The organism is Pseudophaeobacter arcticus DSM 23566 (genome assembly GCF_000473205.1).
Classification (GTDB): domain Bacteria; phylum Pseudomonadota; class Alphaproteobacteria; order Rhodobacterales; family Rhodobacteraceae; genus Pseudophaeobacter; species Pseudophaeobacter arcticus.
Genome location: NZ_KI421507.1, coordinates 1,524,512 through 1,543,724 on the forward strand (window position 1 = coordinate 1,524,512; position 19,213 = coordinate 1,543,724).

Here is a 19,213-nt window from a genome sequence, read left to right on the forward strand (position 1 = left end):
GGCGCCTAGGGGATAATACGGGTGTATTTTGTGCCTTCCAGCGTCGCGCCAATGCGCAGCCCGGCCTGACCAAAGACAGCCGCAAGAACCGGTGAGGTCAGCGTGTTTGTATCTGCAGTGATGGAATTGCCGTCGTCCCGTACAACATATTCAAGATCCGCGCCCGCGGCCCAGCCAGAGGACCGGCGGAAACTGCTGAGTGCGTCCTGGGTCATGAAGAACAGAACGTGGGCATATTGCTGGGCGCCAATTTGCAGCCCGGCGTTGCCTTTTACGGTCGAATAATAGTCCACGGTGGCGCCATTGATCAGAAGGGCACCGCGGCCATAGGCCCCGCCAACAATAAACCCGGCCTCGGTCACCAGCGGCATGACAAGCATACCGGTGGATTTTTCTGCCAGGGTCCGGGTGTTGGGATAGAGATTATACATCTGATTCAGAGTTGAATCGACGCGGGCATCAATGGTGGCCCCATTGTTGCTGCCAATGCCATTGCCGCAGGCTGCGGTGACGCCTGCTCCGGCCAGAAGGCTTAGGGTGAATCCGCGACGTGACATGCGGTCAAAAGATTTGCTGCTCATATATCCAGTTGCCTGTCCTGCTGCTCAAAACGGCCCAATGAGGGTGAGAGATCCTCAGCCAGCTGGCCCGAGCGGGTGTCGTTGCAATAGGCCGGTTCTCCGGCTCTGCTTCAATGTATAGGCGTATTCTGGCCGTCTGTCATCACTTGGCCAACAGCAATTGCAGCCAATGGGCGGCATATTGCTGTTTTGCACTCATCTTATGGTGATCAGGGCGATGCAACAGGCCAATGAAACAGGCCGGTGAAACAGGTTGGAACGCGCCGAAGAACGGGCCGGTTGGCAGGCTGGTTGGGGACCCGCGGCCCCTAACCGTTAAGAATCCGGGCGGTTTGTGGTGCGAAATAGCTAAGAATTCCGTCACATCCAGCACGCTTGAAGGCCATCAGGCTTTCAAGCATGACCTTTTCACCGTCGATCCAGCCATTTAGTGCGGCGGCCTGGATCATCGCGTATTCACCAGAGACCTGATAGGCAAAGGTTGGTGTGCCAAAGGTGGATTTCACCCGGTAGCAGATGTCCAGATAGGCAATCCCCGGCTTCACCATCACCATATCCGCGCCTTCCTGCAGGTCGCGTTCGATCAGGCGCATGGCCTCATCCGAGTTGCCGGGATCCATCTGGTAGGTCTTTTTATCGCCCTGCAACGCCCCCGAGGCGCCAACCGCATCCCGGAAGGGACCGTAGTAGCCCGAGGCGTATTTTGCTGAATAGGACAGGATCGAGACATTGCGATGCCCGGCTTTTTCAAGCGCCTGGCGGATGGCCCCAATGCGGCCATCCATCATATCCGAGGGTCCAATGATATCGGCCCCGGCCTCGGCCTGGGCCAGGCTCATCTTGACCAGGGCCTCAACGGTTTCATCATTGAGGATCTCGCCCTCAACCACATAGCCGTCATGGCCGTTGATATTATAGGGGTCCAGCGCCACATCGGTCATCACCGCCATGTCCGGCGCCACGGATTTGATTGCGCGGATGGCGCGGTTACACAGATTGTCCGGGCTCCAGGCTTCGGCGCAGTCCTCGGTTTTGAGTGCCGCATCGGTGTAGGGAAACAGGCAGATCGCCGGAATGCCCAGCGCCTGTGCCTCCACTGCGGCCTCGGCTATCTTGTCAACCGAGCGGCGCAGCACCCCCGGCATCGAGCTCACCGGCTCCTCAATACCTTCGCCATCGCGCACAAACACCGGCCAGATCAGATCATCTGTGGTCAGGGTGTTTTCACGCACCAGGCCACGGATCGCGGGGCTCATTCGGGTACGGCGCAAGCGGCTGGCGGGAAAGGGAGCGACGGTCGGCTTCATCTGGAACTCATCTGTTTTGTTGCAGGTTGCCTTTGGGTCGCATGGAAGCCCGGCCCAAGGCAAGTGGCACAATCGCCGCGCTTTTCTCTACCTGCGGGCCTGGCCGCGCGTGGGGGGCTTGTTTAACCCAATGTGACAGAGGATATAGGGCCGGTTCGCACCCGCCGGATATTGCCTTTTGTTCGCAAAAGAGCCAGTTGCGTCGGCAGCGTGATCCTGCGTGATAAGAGGCATTGACGTTTTGAGTTTGTTTGAAACCCTGTCCGAGATGATTGATCTGCGGTCTTTTTCCAATCTTTGGTATTGGATTGCCCTGGCAGTTATGTGGTCGACTCTCAGCCATCGCATCCTGGGCGCGCCTTTTGACATGGTACATCGGGCCCGCAAATACGGTGGACAACAGGCACAGGACCTGGACGATTTGGTGCGCATCAACGTGAACCGGATGATGTTTGTGGTGCAATCCGCCGGTGTCTGGTTGCTTGGGCTGGCCTGTTTTGTCCTGTCCGTTTTGGCGACGCTGGGCTTTGGTCTGAGTGTCGAAATTGCTCAGGCGGTCTTTTTGCTGGTGTTTCCGATGTCGCTGGTTGTTTTGATCAACCTGATGACGGCGCAGAAGATCCTCAAAACTGCGGCGCAGGGCGAAGATCTCTACAAAGCCATGACCACATGTCGGCTTTTGATTCAGCTTTTGGGCATGGTCTGCATCTTTTTGACCTGCCTTTGGGGGATGTTTCAGAACTTGCATATTGGTCCTTTAGGCGGTTAGGCGCGGATCACTTGCCTGTGTGGCGTGATTGAAACTGGACGCCCTGTCTGACAGCGTCCAAAACTGTCCGCCAAAAGCACCGACCCCAGAGTGACCTCCGGGAGCAGAAGTTTGAGAGGAGAGGCGCGATATGGCGCAACGAGCGATTACCATGGGCGGCGCCCCCGAAGGGTTTGATGCCCGGCTGATCCTGGATGAGCTGGCCAAATCCGGCCAACCGGTTTTGCATATCGCCCGCGATGACAAGCGGATGGAGGCCATGCGGGCCGCGCTTGCGTTTTTTGCGCCACAGATGCCGGTGATCATCTTCCCCGGTTGGGACTGTCTGCCCTATGATCGGGTCTCGCCCAATGCGGATGTGGCGGCGACGCGCATGGCCTGTCTGGCGGCGCTGGTGCATCAGATGCCAAAACAGTTCATCCTGTTGACCACCCTGAATGCTGCCAGCCAGCGGGTGCCAGCGCGCGCCATCCTGCGCGATGCGGCCTTTTCGGCGCGGGTGGACCAGCGGGTGGATGAAAAATCCCTGCGGGAATTCCTGGTGCGCATGGGCTTTGTGCAAAGCCCCACAGTGATGGAGCCGGGGGACTATGCCATTCGCGGCGGCATCATTGACATATTCCCCCCAGGTGACAGTGGTCCGGTGCGGCTGGATTTCTTTGGCGATGTGCTGGACGGTATCCGCCGGTTTGACCCGGCCAGCCAACGCACCACCCAAACCCTGGATCTGATCGAACTGGCTCCGGTTTCCGAAGTGATCCTGGACGAGGCTGCCATCACCCGGTTCCGGCAGAATTACCGGATCGAGTTTGGCGCTGCCGGCACCGATGATCCGCTCTACGAGGCGGTAAGTGCCGGGCGCAAGCATCAGGGCATTGAGCATTGGTTGCCGTTCTTTCATGAAAAACTGGAAACGCTGTTTGACTATCTGCCACCAAAGGCCACGATCACGGTCGACGATCAGGTCACCCCGGCACGTCTGGCGCGCTGGGACAGCATCGAAGACCAGTACGAGACCCGCAAGATCGCCATGAGCCAGAAGGGGCGCATGGATACAGTCTACAAGCCAACCCCGCCGGGGCTGCTCTATCTGGATGATGCCGCCTGGGAGGAAGCCGTGGCGCCACTGCGGCGCATTCAGCTGCATCCCCTGGCGCAGGCGTCGGGGCCAGGCGTGGTGGATGCTGGCGGGCGTATCGGTCGCAACTTCTCGCCTGAGCGACAGCAGGAAAACGTCAGTCTTTTTGGTGCCTTGGCCGATCACATTAAGGCGCGCCTGCAGGAGGGGCCAGTGGTTGTTGCCTCCTATTCCGAGGGCGCGCGTGAACGGCTGACCGGGCTGATCGAGGACGAAGGTCTTGCCGAGATCATTCCGGTGATGGATGGCACAAGGATTGGAAAATCCGGGCTTCATCTGGCGGTTTGGGCGCTGGAGCACGGATTCCAGTCTGACAAGATGACGGTAATCTCAGAGCAGGATGTGCTGGGAGACCGGCTGATCCGGGCCCCCAAGAAACGCCGCAAGGCAGAGAATTTCCTGACCGAAACACAGTCGCTTAGTCCGGGCGATCTGGTGGTGCATGTGGACCACGGCATTGGCCGCTATCAGGGCATGGAGGTGGTCCGCGCCGCCGGTGCCGCCCATGAATGCCTGCTGCTGGAATATGCCGAGGAATCCAAGCTTTACCTGCCGGTCGAGAATATCGAACTGCTGTCCAAATACGGTCACGACGAGGCCTTTCTGGATCGCCTTGGCGGGGGGGCGTGGCAAGCGAAAAAGGCCAGGCTCAAGGAACGCATCCGCGAGATGGCGGATAAACTTATTCGGATTGCTGCCGAACGGGCCCTGCGCCGGGCCCCGACAATGGATCCGCCGCCGCATGCCTGGGAGGAATTCTCGGCCCGCTTCCCCTATCAGGAAACCGACGATCAACTGCGCGCGATTGAGGATGTGATGGCGGATTTGACCTCGGGCCAGCCGATGGACCGGTTGATCTGTGGCGATGTGGGCTTTGGCAAAACCGAAGTGGCAATGCGGGCCGCCTTTGTGGCGGCAATGTCCGGGGTGCAGGTGGCCGTGATCGCCCCAACAACCCTGTTGGCGCGGCAGCACGCGGCATCCTTTGTTGAGCGTTTTCGGGGATTTCCCTTGGAGGTCAGGCAGTTGTCGCGCTTTGTTACGGCAAAAGACGCCGCCAAGACGCGCGAAGGCATGGCCAAGGGCACGGTTGATATCGTCATCGGCACCCATGCCTTGCTGGCCAAAAACATCCGTTTTAACAACCTTGGCCTGTTGATCATCGACGAGGAACAGCATTTTGGCGTCGGACATAAAGAACGGCTGAAACAGCTGCGGTCTGACATTCATGTGCTGACCCTGACGGCGACGCCCATCCCGCGCACCCTGCAGCTCAGCCTCACCGGGGTGCGCGATCTGTCGATCATCGGCACGCCGCCAGTGGATCGCCTGGCGATCCGCACCTATGTCAGCGAATTTGACGCCGTTACATTGCGCGAGGCGCTGCTGCGTGAGCATTATCGTGGTGGCCAAAGCTTTTACGTGGTGCCCCGCATCTCGGACCTGCCCGAGATCGAGGCTTTCCTGAAAGAGCAATTGCCGGAACTCAGCTATATGGTGGCCCATGGGCAAATGGCCCCGGGTGAGCTGGATGACCGGATGAATGCCTTTTACGACGGCAAATATGACGTGCTGCTGGCGACAACAATTGTTGAAAGTGGTCTCGACATTCCAACCGCCAATACCATGGTGGTGCACCGAGCGGATATGTTCGGCCTGTCGCAGCTCTACCAGATCCGCGGACGTGTCGGCCGCTCCAAAATCCGCGCCTATGCCTATCTCACCACCAAACCGCGCCAGCGCCTGACGCCCGCCGCAGAAAAGCGCCTGCGGGTGCTGGGCTCGCTTGATACCCTGGGGGCGGGCTTTACCCTTGCCAGCCAGGATCTTGATATTCGCGGCGCTGGCAATCTGCTGGGAGAGGAACAATCCGGCCAGATGCGCGACGTGGGATACGAGCTGTACCAGTCGATGCTGGAGGAGGCGATTGCCAAGATCCGTTCCGGTGAGCTGGAGGGCCTGAGCGACGGGGACGAGCAATGGGCGCCACAGATTAACCTGGGCGTGCCGGTGCTGATCCCAGAGGCCTATGTGCCGGACCTTGATGTGCGCCTTGGGCTGTATCGCCGTCTTTCGTCGCTGACCACCAAGGTGGAGCTGGAAGGTTTTGCTGCCGAATTGATTGACCGATTTGGCACATTGCCAAAAGAAGTCAATACCTTGATGCTCGTTGTTCGCATCAAGGCAATGTGCAAACGCGCCGGGATTTCCAAACTGGACGCTGGTCCCAAAGGGGCGACCATTCAGTTCCACAATGACAAATTTGCCTCGCCGCAGGGGCTGGTTGATTTCATTCAGGGGCAGAACGGTCTGGCCAAGGTCAAGGACAACAAGATCGTGGTACGTCGCGACTGGAAGAAAGACAGCGACAAGATCAAAGGCGCCTTTGCCATCGCTCGCGATCTGGCCGAACGGCTGGTTGCCGAGCGGAAAAAGGCAAAGGCCAAGTAGTCCTTGATGACACCTCGTCACCTTAACCGGGTGTCATTTTCTTTTAGGCGCTGCAGCAGCTTGAGGGCTGCATAGCCACCTGGGCGCAGCCGCAGGAGGCAAAGACGCCATCCGAGCGCGCCTGGGCAAGGTCGAGCTTTTGTTTGATGTGATGGATCTCAACCGTCTCGCCACGCGCTTGCAGACAATCGTATAGGCCCTTGAGACTCCAGACATTATCTGGATGAACGGAGGCGCGCGACAGGGTGTCGTCAAGCCCGAGATCCGCGCGGTAGACCGCTTCGGCCTCCGCCACGTGGCCCTGTTCCAGCAAGAGCGCCCCCAGCGCGTGACGCGTCGGCTGCATCCAGCCCCAGGGCTCATCATAGGGCAGAGTGTCGTCCAGAGCGACCGAGCGGCGCAGGTGGTCATAGGCCGTGGCGTAGTTTTCTTTGCGGTATTCAATCTCGCCGCGCAGCATTTCGCGGGCAATTTCTAGCAGATCCACCACCCGATTATTGTGCATCAGGCGGCTTTCCGGCACCCGCGCCTTGGCCGCAAGAAAGTGCTGCTCTTCTGCTTCGGCCTCTGCCACCCGGCCGGTGGCCGCATAGCCGATGGCACGGGCGTAATGGGTTGTGGCCGTCAGGGTGCAATACAGCTCTGGGTCTTGCGGCAGCTCTAGGGCAATGCAGTCCTGCCAGCGGCCAAAGCGGATCAGGATATGGGGATGCATCGCCATATAGGATTCAAAATAATCCGCCATGGGCGGGCTTTCAATACGGAGCATCTCTTCGGGGGTGGTCTGCCACAAACCGGCATTGGCCCGCAGAGCGGGTTCCATTTGTCCAAGGAAAAGAGCACCATAGATGACAAAGTGATAGTCGTGCTGGCGGTAGCCTGTGTAGATATTATAGGCGCCTTCGCGGGCGTAATATTTCAGATCCGCCTTGATCGCTTCTTCGTTCCACAGCACCACGTCATGATAGTTGCCGCAAAGCACATCGATATGGGTGGGCATATGCACCAAATGGCCGGCATCTGGCACCAGACGGCGCAATACATCCGCAGCCTTGAGAGCCTTTTCCGGGCTGGGCGACATCTCCATCAGATGGACATAGATGTGTAAAAGCCCCGGATGTGACATTGCTCCGGGGGCGGTTTCCATGGCGGATTCAAGCACCTGTTGCGCCTCTAGCGTGGCGGCGCCCTTGGCCGGGGAACCGGATTTTAGATCCCACATTTTCCAGGGCGTGAGGTTGAGCAGGCTCTCGGCGTAAACAGTGCGCAGGTCGAGATGGCTGTCACAGCTGGCAAAGGCCGCGCGCATGGCATCGGCAAAGTCAAAATCCCAGGCATGCATGTCTTCTGCCAGTGCGCGCTGTGGATAGCGGGCCTGCAGGGCCGTGATCAGCAGGGTTTCGGCTTGGGTGCAGCCTGCTGTATGCTGCAGGGCCGCCTGGCTGGCATCATAGGCGATGGCCAGGGCTTCGGCGCGACCGGGCTGGTCATGCAGCGCCCAGGGCATGTTGTAATTGGGGCCAGCGGCATAGGCGAGCCCCCAATGGGCCATGGCGCAGTTGGGATCATGAGTAAGCGCCTGTCTGAAACAGGCGACGGCCTCTTGATGGTTGTAGCCATAGGTCCAGATCAATCCGCGATCAAACCACAGCTGCGCCTGTGGGGATGTGGTGGTGATTGGGCTAGAATAGCTGCCCAGATCATACGGATATTCCATGAAAAACCTCTCCAGATATCTGGCCCAAACATCTGGGGAGGTTAGGAGTTTCGCCGCCCTTCGACAAGACAGTGATGTGGGCCAGTGATGCCGTTCAGTGGCTAGAGCACATAGCGCGCCTCAACCCGTGCTATGTGCAGCATGATCAGGTAACCAAGGCCGGACATCACCAGAATTCCCAGCGTGACGGGGAAGAGCGTGCCGTTAAACAACAGCCCGATAGGCGCCGCGATGATGGCTCCACAGACCGTAGAAATCGCACCAATGACCGAAGCGGCCATGCCGGCGATATGGCCCATAGGTTCCATCGCCATTGCATTGAGATTGCCCATTGTGGTGCCGGCCATAAAGAAGACGCTGGTCTGCCAGGCCACAAATAGCCCAAAGGCCACTGCGCCGGGGAGCGGGACGTTTGCGAGGCTGAACATGATGGCCGAGAGGACAATTTGCCCCGCCAGGGACCAGGTCACAATGCGACGCATGCCGATGCGCACGACAACGGCGGCATTCAGCAGGCTGGCACTGCCCGACATCAGCGCCACCAGGCTGAACCAGAAGGGGAAACTGTCGGCACGATCAAAAATGATGTCATAGATCTGCTGAACCATGGTGATCATGGTGAAGAGGATGGCCAGGCAGAGGGTTTGCACCAAGATGGACAGGCGCACTGTTGGATGCTGGACCATCTCCTTGACCGCCGCCAACATCAGCGGAATCCGAAAGGGGCGCCGGTTTTCAACCGCCAGTGGCTCGGGCAGGCGCAGCATGGTCCAGACCGAGATGATGATCGCAAACAGCGCAAATGCAGCAAAAATGCCGCGCCAGCCCGCGATCAGGATAACAAACTGACCCAGCATCGGCGCAACTGCGGGAACCAGGGTAAAGATCATCATGGCAATGGACATCATACGCGCCATCTCGCGCCCGGAATAGAGGTCGCGCACAATGGCCAGGGCAACAACCCGTGGGCCGGCGGCGCCCAGCCCCATGGTCACCCGCGCAAAAAGAACCAGCTCCAGCGAGGAGGAGGCCCAGGCCACACCTGCAGAGAGCACGTAAACCAGCGCGCCGGCGATGATGACCGGCTTGCGCCCAAAGGCATCAGACAGGGGGCCGGTAAAAAAGGTGCCAATGCCCATACCCAGGACAAATGAGGTCAGGATCAACTGCGCCTGGTTTACGTCATTGGGGCTCAGTTGAGCGCCAATTTCCGGCAGGGCCGGCAGCATGGCATCGATGGAAAAGGCAATCGTCGCCATCATCATAGCAACCAGAGAAATGAACTCGGCCTTTGACATGGCTTGGGCGGGTCTAGTCGTCATTGGGATCCTCATAAGAGACTTCGGGGATCCTGAAATTGAATCCTGACCGGGCCTCAACGGTGTTCGGCTATCATGGTCAGAACCGAGAGGCCATGGTTCAATAATGCACAGACTTCTGTGCATTGTTGTCTTGTGAACTACCTGAAGACGCAAGTGGCAGCCAGAGGCGAGACAGGAGGGGGCTGGAAGGCGTTTACCAAATAGTCAGCCGAGGCGGCACTGCTTTGGCTATTCGCCAGAATCCGGCTTCTGTGGACTGGCGGGGAGCCTGTCCTGGCTCAGGCTATGGGGTTGATCATCCATATTGGCGACCTGCTCTTCCTCGCCCTCATCGTTGCGCCCGAGGCGGGCAAAAAGCCATTCGTTGTGCTCTTGCCGTTTGAGCAGTTGGATCTTGGCAAATTCATGGATGGCCAGAGCAAAAACGCCCAAGCCGCCAAAAATCAAAAAGGTCGTGGCCAGCTTGCCTGCCGTGGTGACCGGCACCAGGCTGCCATAGCCAACGGTCGAGATGGTCACGATGGTAAAGAAATAGGCATCCAACCAGCTCCAGCCTTCGACAATGCGAAAAAACACCGTGCTGCCGGAAATGATAGACAGCAGCGAAACAAAGATTGTCATGCGCCTGAGTTGGCTCATGCTTCCCCCTCAGTGGATTGAAGTTGCTGCATAATGTCCGTGATAATCTGTTTCCACATTTCGGGCTGCTGGGCGCCTGGAACCGCATGTTGATTGGCAATGATGAAGGTTGGAACCGAAGACACCCCCATCTTGCGTGAATGGGCGTCGCGGTTGCGGATGTCGTCGATATCATTGGATCCAGACAGAAGCTGACGCACGACATCGGCTTCCATGCCCACATTTGCGGCGATTTCGGCCAGCACATCCCTATCGCCAATATCACGGGCCTGGGCAAAATAGGCGTCAAACAGGGCATCAACCATGGCGGCCTGTTTGCCTTCGATCCCGGCCCAGTGGATCAGACGGTGGGCGTCAATAGTGTTGGGCGTGCGCTGCATGCCTTCAAAATCAATGCGCAGGCCTGCTTTTTCGGCGTGTTCCACCACCGGTGCATAGGCCCGGACTGCGGCCTCTTTGCCGCCAAATTTGCCTTCCAGATATTCCCGGCGCCCCATGCCCTCGGAGGGCATATCGGGGTTCAGCTGAAAGGGGTGCCATTCAATCACAAAGGGATGATCGGGGATTTCGGCCAGTGCTTTGTCCAGATGCGTCTTGCCGATATAGCACCAGGGGCAGATCGGGTCGGAAATGATGTCGAGCTTGACGGTGGGCAGGGCGGCGGTCAGATCAGCGGTCATGGGCTATCCTTTGAAATAGGCGGGCAGGGCGCGGCGCAGCAATTTGCCGTTGGCGCCGCTGGGCAGCATGTCGAGATGCACATAGGCACGCGGCTGTTTATAGCGGGCCAGATGGGCGGCTGCAAAAGCCTCTAGCTCTGGCACATCCAATTTGGTTGGACCGGTGTAGAAGGCGACAATGATATGGCTGTCGGTTTTGACTTCAACCGTGGCAACCCCCACTTGGGTAATGCCGGGATGGGCAGAAAGCTGGGTTTCCACCTCAATCGGGGAGACCCGAAAGCCTCCGGCATTCATCATGTCGTCCACGCGGCCAAGATAGCTCACCTGACCGTCAACGGCCATGGCGCCTTGATCGCCGGTCAGGAACCAGCCGTCCTGTATCCGTGCTGCGGTCTCTTCCGGGGCATTCAGGTATCCCAGCATCAATCCAGGATCGCTGTCGGCAATGGCAATCGTGCCCTCCTGGCCTTGGGGCACCGGGCCCTCGGCCCCCAGGATGGCGATCCTGCGCCCCTGTTGCGGCCGCCCCAGCGCGTCGCCCCGCGCCGGATGGGCCGGGCTGGAGGAGATGAAGGTGGAGCATTCGGACATGCCGTAGGCCTCATATAGCTCGGTGCCGGTGGTGCTGTTCCAGGCGCCGTGCAGATGTGACGAGAGCTTCTCTCCGGCGCACAATCCATGACGCAAATCCGGAAGCTCCATGGCAGTTTCGCCCTTCAGGATCTTACGATAAACACCTGGAGCCGCGGCGAAAATTGTTGCCTTATGTTGGCGCAACAGGCCTGGCAGATCACCAGGGTCTGTGCCGGGGTGCGGGATCAATGCGGTGGCGCCAATGGCCCAGGGGTCCATCAGGCCCGTGCCCAGGGTAAAGGTCCAGTTGAAGGCCCCGGCATGCAGCAGCCGGTCAGTGGGTTTAAGATCATACCAGCCCGTCACCATCATCTGGCGGGCCCAGATTGCGCGGTGGGCATGGGCCACGGCGCGCGCCTTGCCGCTGGTGCCTGAGGTATAGACCGCATAGGCCATCCGGTTTGGGTCTCCCATGTCATAGGCGCAGGGAGGGAGCGCATGCATCGCCTGCAGCTCTGCCAGCAGGATCTGTTTGTCATGGGGCGCGCAGGCGACCTGCGGGTCACGCAGCACGGCTGCGGGCTGCAGATCGGCAATCATCTTTGCCGTCTCCTCCTCGGTGAGCTGCGAGGAGGTCGGCACGGGCACCAAACCGGCGGCAATTGCGCCAAGATAGGCAATGGGGAAATCAACCGTATTTCCCAGACGCATCAGCACGATCTGGCCAGGCGTGAACCCCGCCTGCAGCAGCCCGGTGCCGGTGCCGCGCACTGCGGCTTCCAACTGGGCATAGCTCCAGATCTGCGAGTCGTTGGGGCCGACAACTTCCAGACCTGGTTTATCGGCCAGGTCAACAGCATGGCGGAGCACAAAGGCTGCCAGATTGAAGGGGGCGGGGCAGGGCGCAAAGGCGCCTTGATCAAACAAGGATAACATTTCCATTGGCTAGCGTGACAAGGTCTGCGTTGCAAGCACCCACCGGGCGGCATATAGAAGCCCTATGACAGGAAACGACCCAAAATCTTTGATTACCATTGCCCGCGCCAATGGCGATGAACGCGAAGCAGAGCCCCTGGACCTGGGTGCCCGTGTGCGCGAGTTGCGCAAGGCGCGCGACTGGACATTGGAGCACGCCGCCAATCAGGCCGGTCTGGCGCGCTCGACCCTGTCTAAAATCGAAAACGGCCAGATGTCGCCGACCTATGAAGCCCTGAAAAAGCTTGCGGTTGGGTTGCAGATCTCGGTGCCACAGCTGTTCACGCCGCCGCAACGGGATCAGGTCAATGGTCGGATGACGGTGACCAAGTTGAACGAAGGCTCAGCCCAGGCCACCGCGACCTATGAGCATGAGCTGCTGGCCGAGGGGCTGCGCCGCAAACAGATGTTGCCCTACCGGGCCCGGGTGCGGGCGCGGTCGATGGAAGAGTTTGATGGCTGGGTGCGCCATGACGGCGAAGAGTTCATGTATGTGCTGACCGGAGTGGTGACGCTGTTTACCGAGTTTTATGAACCGGTTGAGATGCGTCGTGGTGACAGCGCCTACTACGACGCGGCAATGGGGCATAATGTGGTGTCGCAAAGTCAGGAAGATGCGACCATCCTCTGGGTGACCTCGCTCAGCTAAGGCCCTGCGTTCTGCGGAACCTAGATCCCCACAGTCATTTAGTGTTGTGGATCTTTCAGTGTTGCGGATTTGCTCCTGGCCGGTTCTGGTCTGGGTCAGATCAGGTTTCTGCTCAGGCTGGATTTTGTTCGGGCTGGACTTTGTTCGGGCTGGACTTTGTTCGGGTAGACTTTGGCTTGGGCAGGCTTTGGCTTAGGCCGAGTAAGATTTCAGCTCCGCATGCAGGCTTTCGGTAAAGAGAAAATCCTCGATCTCTTCACGGGCTTCGCGCAGAGTCAGCTGATGGCTGTCTGCAAGGTAGCTGACAAAACCATCGTGATCCCCTTTCAAGCTGGAGACCGTATCGAACTGCAAATGTGGAAACCGCTGTTTGGCCCGGGGGTACATTGCCTCCCAGCACAGCGGGGGAGGACGGAGTGTCATGATTGGTGCCCCTCTTTAACCGTTACCATTTATACAAGCACAGTATAGCAAAAATGGGCCAAAATGGAATGATCGAGTTTCCTGAGGCAGTTTTACGCCGACCATGGGAAAAAGAGGGTACGCTCACATGGCCCCGGCGTCAGAGGTATGCCTGGCCCCATGGGGGGCCAGACGGCCTGTCAATCTTCCTGATACCACCAGACATCTGGCATAAACCCGGTGCGGTCTCCGTAGATCGGCAGGGTTTGCGGGAACTTCAGCGCCCGTTTATGGGCGATACGACCCTTATCAAAGGTCCAGATCGGGATCACATAGCGCCCCGCCGTGAGCAGGCGGTCCAGGGCACGGGTGGCGGCGACAAAATCTTCTGGGGCCTCCACGCTGAGCATGGTGTCAATCATCGCGTCCACCGCAGGTGAGGCGATGCCCATCAGGTTGCGGCTACCGGGTTGTTCGGCACCGGCTGAACCCCAGTAGAGTTTCTGTTCGTTTCCCGGGCTGAGGGAGAGTTCGCGGCGCACCTTGGTGAGGTCAAAGTCAAAGCTGCTTTGACGGCCAACATATTGCGCGTTGTCAACAGGTTCTGGGGTCAAGGTGATCCCCAGGCGTTCCAGCGCGCGGGCATAGATCTCGACCACGGTTTTCATTTCGCTGTCGCCCTGGCGCAGCAAGACGTTAAAGGCAACCTGGTTGCCCTCCGCATCGCGCAGGACGCCGTCTTGCACCGTCAGGTCGGCTTCTTCCAGCAGGGCCATCGCTTTGCGAAGGTTCGTGCGATTGCGCTTGGTGCCGTCACTTTGCGGCAGGCTATAGCCGTCAACTGTGCCGGGGGGCAGGTCCTCCGCAAAGGGCATCAGGTATTCGGCAACCCGGCCGCTGGCTGCCCCGGGACGCAGCCCGAGATGCGAGTTGGAGAAATACGAGGTGATACGCGGTTGGGCGCTGCCGGTTATTGTCTCGTTGATGTATTCAAAGTTGAAGGCAAGCAGCAACGCCTCGCGCACCCGCCAATCGTCCAGGGGCGCGCGGCGGGTATTGAAGGCAAGCCCGGTCATGCCCGAGGGGCGTTTGTGGGGAATCTCACTTTTGACAATCCGGCCATCGGTCACCGCAGAAAACCCATAGGCGCTGGCCCATTTATCGGCATTGAATTCCCGGTAACTGCTTAGCTCGCCGGCTTTGAAGGCTTCAAACAACACGGTTTGGTCGCCAAAGAAGTCTATCCGGAGCTCATCAAAGTTTTGCGTTCCCACCCGAAAGGGCAAATCCTTGCCCCAATACTCGGGATTGCGTTTCAGGGTGATTTGCCGACCGGCTTCAAAACTCTCGATCACATAGGCCCCGGTTCCAATTGGCGCCTCTGTCAGGCCGGAGGCGGCAAAATCTTTGTCCTCCCATTGGGATTTTTGCAAAATCGGACGCATGCCTGCAATCAGAGCGAGTTCTCTGTCGGCGGTGTTAAAGGTGATGCGCAGGCTCAAAGGGCCGGTCTGGCGGATCTCGGCAATCTTGTTCCAAAAGCCGCGATAGCGCAGATGCCCCTGGGTGCCGAGGGTCTCATAGGACCAGATCACATCTTCGACCGTGACCGGGCTGCCATCGGAAAAACGCGCCTCAGGTCTGAGGGTGAATTCGACCCAGGATCGGTCCTCGGGTACTTCAACTGATTCGGCCAACAGCCCGTAAAGAGAGAAAGCTTCGTCCCAGGATCGCCCCATCAGGCTTTCATATCCCCAGAATCTGAGCTGCCAGGGAGGGGTGCCTTTTTGGGCAAACGGATTAAGCGTATCAAATCCGCCGGTGTTCCCAACCACCACTTTCCCACCCTTTGGCGCATTGGGGTTTACATAGGGTAGAGATACAAAATCCTGTGGTAGAGCGGGGGTCCCATACATAGCTATGCCATGTGATGATTCTGCGACTGCAAAATCGGCAGCGCAAAACAGCAGGATTCCAGAGGTTGTAACTTTGAGTTTTTGGAAAAAATCTGGAGTCACTTTGGCAACAATCCCCTTCAGCCCTTATTTCCTTGGCTCTATACCCCAGCGGCCGCGCATCGTCATTTAAAACTTTTAGCTTGGATGCACAGGGGAAATTGCTTATAAAGGTGTCACTGCTCGATAGGTTTCTTGCCTGTATGAAACCTGCCTCAATAACTTCACGCCCGCTTCGCGCGGGCGTTTTTTTTTGGGGATTTCAAATATCCTATTGTGAACTGATTGGCCAGATCCGGCGATTTTAACGCTGGTTTGACCTCCGTGCCTGGCTGTTCTGGCTGGCCACCAGGGGGCGAGGCTACGTAGTCCTACGCGTTTCCTTTGCCTTCACGGCATGGCAAGAAGGGGCACCAAATCTTGTCAGGATCCAAGGAAGGAACAACAGATGACGCTCCAGGGGAAAACCGCTGTGATCACCGGATCAAACTCAGGCATCGGGCTGGGCATTGCGCGCGAATTGGCACGGGCTGGGGCAGATGTGGTGTTGAACTCCTTTACCGACCGCGAAGAGGATCACGCGCTTGCGGCGCAGATCGCAGCTGAGTTTGGCGTCCAGGCCCGCTACATCCAGGCCGATATGTCCAACGGCGACGCCTGCCGTGGCTTGATCAAAGAGTCCGGGCGTTGCGATATCCTGGTCAATAATGCCGGCATCCAGCATGTGGCGCCAGTGGATGAATTCCCGGCCGAAACCTGGGATGCCATTCTGGCGATCAACCTCAGCTCTGCCTTTCATACCACAGCGGTGGCTCTGCCGATGATGCGGGCGGCCGGCTGGGGGCGGGTGGTGAATATCGCCTCAGCGCATGGGCTCACCGCTTCGCCGTTCAAATCGGCCTATGTCGCGGCCAAACATGGCGTTGTTGGCCTGACCAAAACCGTGGCGCTGGAAACCGCAGAAGAACCGATCACCTGCAATGCCATCTGCCCCGGATATGTTTTGACTCCGCTGGTTGAGGCACAGATCCCGGATACCATGGCGAAATACAACATGTCGCGCGAAGAGGTGATCAAAAAGGTAATGTTGGAGCGCCAACCCTCGCGGGAGTTTGCCACGGTGGAGCAACTGGGCGGATCCACTGTCTTTTTCTGTTCTGATGCTGCGGCGCAGATCACGGGCACCACGCTGAGCGTTGATGGGGGCTGGACCGCACTTTAGACAGGACCTGCAAAAGACAGGGCCTGCAAAGCGGTTACCGCGCAACAAAAAAAGAAAAGGGAAGGCGCGGCGCCTTCCCTTTTTTGTTGCTGCAAACCCTATGGGTCTGGGATGGGTCGCCCGCGCTGGGGTACAGGCTACTCAGGAGGTCTCTTCTGGCTGCTCTGGGGTGCTGGGATCCTTGGGGTTGGGATAGACCAGCCCGGCTGAGATCACCAGTTTAGCCGCATCCTCCACGCTCATTTCCAATTCGATCACATCATCCTGCGGGACAAAGAGCAAAAAGCCCGAGGTTGGGTTGGGGGTTGTTGGCAGAAAGACACTCATCATCGGGCTGCCGGTATTGGCATGTGCCGAAATTTCGCCTTTTGCCGTGGTCGAGATGAAGCCGATGGCCCAGATCCCACGACGGGGGTACTGGATCAGGCAGGCTTTTTCAAAACTGCGTTCCGACTGGGCAAAAACGGTTTCCGAAATCTGCTTGATGCCGGAATAGATGGTGCGCACCACGGGCATGCGATTGACCAGGTTTTCGGCAAACCCGATCAGCGAGCGGCCAATGATCCCCTTGGCGACCCAGCCAATGACAATGGTAAAGACCAAAAAGAAGATCAGCCCGATACCACGCAGGTTGATGCCGATATATTGCTCGGGCGAGATGGTATGCGGCACCAGAGGCAGCACCACGGAATCGACCCAGCCGACAACCGTCCACAGCAGCCAAATGGTCAGGCTGACCGGAGCAATGACCACAATCCCGGTAAAAAACGAGGAGCGGAGCCGCGCAAATACGCCGGGACGGTGGCGAATGGGGTCTTCGTCAAAGGGTGTGGTCATTGGAAACAATCAGGTATGAGGAACAGTCACGTCCGTTGCGTTGATCAGAACCTAGGTACTGATCACGCCATGGGCAATGCCAGAGTCAAAGGAAAGTCACTCAAGAGTTAAGCGCGACCATTTCTTTGGCAATTTCCGCGGCAAGCCGTGCATTATTTCGCACCAAAGCAATATTTGCCGTTAGCGAGCGCCCCTCGGTGAGCTCAAAAATCCGTTGTAGCAGGAACGGCGTGACGGCTTTGCCGCAAACCCCTTGCGCATCGGCTTCGCTTTGCGCCTGGGCGATCACCGGAGCGAGCAGCTCGGCAGCAATTTCTGCCTCGCGCGGGATCGGGTTGGCAATCAGCTGACCACCGGGCAGGCCCATGGCGCTGCGCATGATCTGCGCGCGGGCGATATCCCTGGCGCTGTCCATACGCAGCGGCGCGGTCAGATCTGACTGGGACGACCAGAAGGCGGGGAAACTGTCCTGACCATAGGAGATGACCGGAACCCCCTGAGTTTCAAGGATCTCCAGGGTTTTGGGGATGTCCAGAATGGCCTTGGCTCCGGCGGCGACAACGGTCACGGGGGTTTGCGCCAGCTCCATCAGGTCGGCGGAGATGTCAAAGCTGGTCTCGGCCCCCTTGTGGACACCGCCAATACCACCGGTGGCAAAGACCGAAATTCCGGCAAGCCGGGCTGCGATCATGGTGGCGGCCACTGTGGTGGCTCCGGTTTTACCCATGGCAATACAGGCAGGCATATCGGCGCGCGATACCTTGGCCACATCTTTGGCCTGGCCCAGCGATTGCAGCTGATCGGGCTCCAGCCCGACATGCAAGACCCCCTGCATCACCGCAATGGTCGCCGGTGTTGCGCCTGCATCGCGGATATCCTGTTCGACCTGGGCCGCCACTTCGACATTTTGTGGGAAGGGCATGCCATGGGTGATGATGGTGCTTTCCAGCGCCACAATGGCGCTGCCTGCGGCTTTGGCAGCCTGGACTTCGGCGGAATACTGGATGTCGATCACAGCGGGGTATCTCCTGAAACATAGGTGGCGGCGGTCTGCAGGGCAGTCTCCAGCGCCAAGTGTCGGTCTGCGCCACGCGCTTCGGCGGCGATATGCGCCGCCATGAAGGTATCACCGGCGCCGGTGACACGGGCAACGGTCACCTGCGGCGGGTGTTTGGTTATCACGGTCTGTGAACCGTCTATGGTATGGGGCTCACCGGTGGCGGCATCACTGGCAGAGGCGTCACTGGCAGAGGCATCCCCATCGGTGACCAGAACCCGCGCCGCGCCATGAGCGATCAACGCCTGTGCCGCCTCGGCGCTATTGGTAAAGCTGGCCTGGCACAGCAGCCCGGCCTCTTCGAGGTTCACATAAAGCGTGCCACGGGTGGCGGTCAAAAACGGACGCAGCCGCTCTGCCTTGCCGGGAGAGGCCGGAGCCACATGCAGCTTGGCCTGGGCAAAGGCCGGGTCGGTGGCAATTTCGGCCAGCAAGGCCTGAGTGAGATTGCCGTCCAACGCAATGGCGCCCTGATAGGGGGCCTGGGGCGAACCCAGCGTGCCATCCAGCAGCGGGCGCAGGATCTTATCCCCGGCGGCCTCCAGGGAGTGGGCATCTGCGATGGCGGCAATCAAGCCATTGCCCCCCTCAACCGCCATGTAGCGATCTGTCGGCAAATCCCCGCAGCGGTACAGATGCTGAGTGCCGCAACCCAGACGGGCGCAGGCGGCAATCAACTCTTCGCCCTCGGGGTCGGTTCCTACCGCGCTCAGCAGATCGGGTTTGAGCCCAAAGCGCGCCAGTGTCATGGCAATATTCAAAGCAACACCGCCGGGCAGGCGGGTAATACGACCCGGCATATCAGAGCCGCGGCGCATATCCGTTGGGCAGCGGCCAATGATGTCCCATAGAACAGACCCGATGCAAAGCACCTGTAGAGCGGGAGCAGAAGCGGTGGCGGGCGTGGTGATATCCTGTGTCATGGCAACTCTATTG

At 58.8% G+C, this 19,213-nt stretch carries 16 protein-coding genes; 4 read left to right on the forward strand and 12 right to left on the reverse strand.

The window, feature by feature from the left end; all coding sequences use genetic code 11:
- Window positions 1-5: 5 nt before the first annotated feature.
- On the reverse strand, window positions 6-581 hold the full coding sequence (locus tag ARCT_RS0111295; RefSeq protein ID WP_027240174.1) for a lipid-binding SYLF domain-containing protein: 576 nt from the start codon (window positions 579-581) through the stop codon (window positions 6-8).
- Between the two features lie 308 nt (window positions 582-889).
- Window positions 890-1,888, reverse strand: coding sequence for a porphobilinogen synthase (gene hemB / locus ARCT_RS0111300; protein WP_027240175.1), 999 nt, complete (start codon window positions 1,886-1,888; stop codon window positions 890-892).
- A 241-nt stretch (window positions 1,889-2,129) separates the two neighbouring features.
- Here hemB and ARCT_RS0111305 point away from each other — a divergent pair, with 241 nt between their 5' ends.
- Window positions 2,130-2,657 (forward strand): hypothetical protein, encoded by a 528-nt coding sequence (locus tag ARCT_RS0111305; protein WP_027240176.1) that lies wholly within the window; start codon window positions 2,130-2,132, stop codon window positions 2,655-2,657.
- A gap of 130 nt (window positions 2,658-2,787) precedes the next feature.
- The gene (gene mfd, locus ARCT_RS0111310) at window positions 2,788-6,246 is read left to right on the forward strand and encodes a transcription-repair coupling factor (RefSeq protein ID WP_027240177.1); all 3,459 of its coding nucleotides are present in this window, start codon (window positions 2,788-2,790) and stop codon (window positions 6,244-6,246) included.
- A gap of 43 nt (window positions 6,247-6,289) precedes the next feature.
- Here mfd and ARCT_RS0111315 read toward each other — a convergent pair whose 3' ends face one another.
- The 5 genes from ARCT_RS0111315 to ARCT_RS0111335 form a co-directional block, all read right to left on the reverse strand.
- Window positions 6,290-7,963: a hypothetical protein gene (locus tag ARCT_RS0111315; RefSeq protein ID WP_027240178.1), complete on the reverse strand. Its 1,674-nt coding sequence runs from the start codon at window positions 7,961-7,963 to the stop codon at window positions 6,290-6,292.
- 101 nt (window positions 7,964-8,064) lie between these two features.
- A complete protein-coding gene (locus ARCT_RS0111320) occupies window positions 8,065-9,285 on the reverse strand; it encodes a multidrug effflux MFS transporter (RefSeq protein ID WP_027240179.1) in 1,221 nt (406 codons plus the stop codon).
- 228 nt (window positions 9,286-9,513) lie between these two features.
- Complete coding sequence (locus ARCT_RS27065; protein ID WP_051360682.1) at window positions 9,514-9,924, reverse strand: potassium channel family protein; 411 nt, start codon at window positions 9,922-9,924, stop codon at window positions 9,514-9,516.
- A complete protein-coding gene (locus ARCT_RS0111330) occupies window positions 9,921-10,604 on the reverse strand; it encodes a DsbA family oxidoreductase (protein ID WP_036784769.1) in 684 nt (227 codons plus the stop codon). The genes ARCT_RS27065 and ARCT_RS0111330 overlap by 4 nt, the downstream gene beginning before the upstream one ends.
- A 3-nt stretch (window positions 10,605-10,607) precedes the next feature.
- Window positions 10,608-12,116 carry a class I adenylate-forming enzyme family protein gene (locus ARCT_RS0111335; protein ID WP_027240181.1) on the reverse strand — a complete coding sequence of 503 codons (1,509 nt, stop codon included), beginning with the start codon at window positions 12,114-12,116 and terminating at the stop codon, window positions 10,608-10,610.
- Window positions 12,117-12,180: 64 nt separating this feature from the next.
- Between ARCT_RS0111335 and ARCT_RS0111340 the strand changes: the two genes are divergently transcribed.
- Entirely contained in the window at window positions 12,181-12,804 is a 624-nt protein-coding gene (locus ARCT_RS0111340) for a helix-turn-helix domain-containing protein (protein ID WP_027240182.1), read from the forward strand.
- A gap of 192 nt (window positions 12,805-12,996) precedes the next feature.
- Here ARCT_RS0111340 and ARCT_RS0111345 read toward each other — a convergent pair whose 3' ends face one another.
- Both ARCT_RS0111345 and ARCT_RS0111350 read right to left on the reverse strand, forming a co-directional pair.
- Window positions 12,997-13,227 carry a hypothetical protein gene (locus tag ARCT_RS0111345; RefSeq protein WP_051360684.1) on the reverse strand — a complete coding sequence of 77 codons (231 nt, stop codon included), beginning with the start codon at window positions 13,225-13,227 and terminating at the stop codon, window positions 12,997-12,999.
- A gap of 179 nt (window positions 13,228-13,406) precedes the next feature.
- Window positions 13,407-15,224: an extracellular solute-binding protein gene (locus ARCT_RS0111350; protein WP_027240184.1), complete on the reverse strand. Its 1,818-nt coding sequence runs from the start codon at window positions 15,222-15,224 to the stop codon at window positions 13,407-13,409.
- 385 nt (window positions 15,225-15,609) lie between these two features.
- Between ARCT_RS0111350 and ARCT_RS0111355 the strand changes: the two genes are divergently transcribed.
- Window positions 15,610-16,383, forward strand: a complete 774-nt coding sequence (locus ARCT_RS0111355) for a 3-hydroxybutyrate dehydrogenase (RefSeq protein ID WP_027240185.1) — start codon at window positions 15,610-15,612, stop codon at window positions 16,381-16,383.
- A gap of 141 nt (window positions 16,384-16,524) precedes the next feature.
- On the opposite strand, the gene ARCT_RS0111360 is transcribed toward ARCT_RS0111355, so the two are convergent.
- The 3 genes from ARCT_RS0111360 to ARCT_RS0111370 form a co-directional block, all read right to left on the reverse strand.
- A complete protein-coding gene (locus ARCT_RS0111360) occupies window positions 16,525-17,220 on the reverse strand; it encodes a DUF502 domain-containing protein (RefSeq protein WP_027240186.1) in 696 nt (231 codons plus the stop codon).
- A gap of 100 nt (window positions 17,221-17,320) precedes the next feature.
- Window positions 17,321-18,235 (reverse strand): pseudouridine-5'-phosphate glycosidase, encoded by a 915-nt coding sequence (locus ARCT_RS0111365; RefSeq protein ID WP_027240187.1) that lies wholly within the window; start codon window positions 18,233-18,235, stop codon window positions 17,321-17,323.
- Window positions 18,232-19,200 (reverse strand): PfkB family carbohydrate kinase, encoded by a 969-nt coding sequence (locus ARCT_RS0111370; RefSeq protein ID WP_027240188.1) that lies wholly within the window; start codon window positions 19,198-19,200, stop codon window positions 18,232-18,234. Before ARCT_RS0111370 ends, ARCT_RS0111365 begins: the two co-directional genes overlap by 4 nt.
- Between the last annotated feature and the right edge of the window lie 13 nt (window positions 19,201-19,213).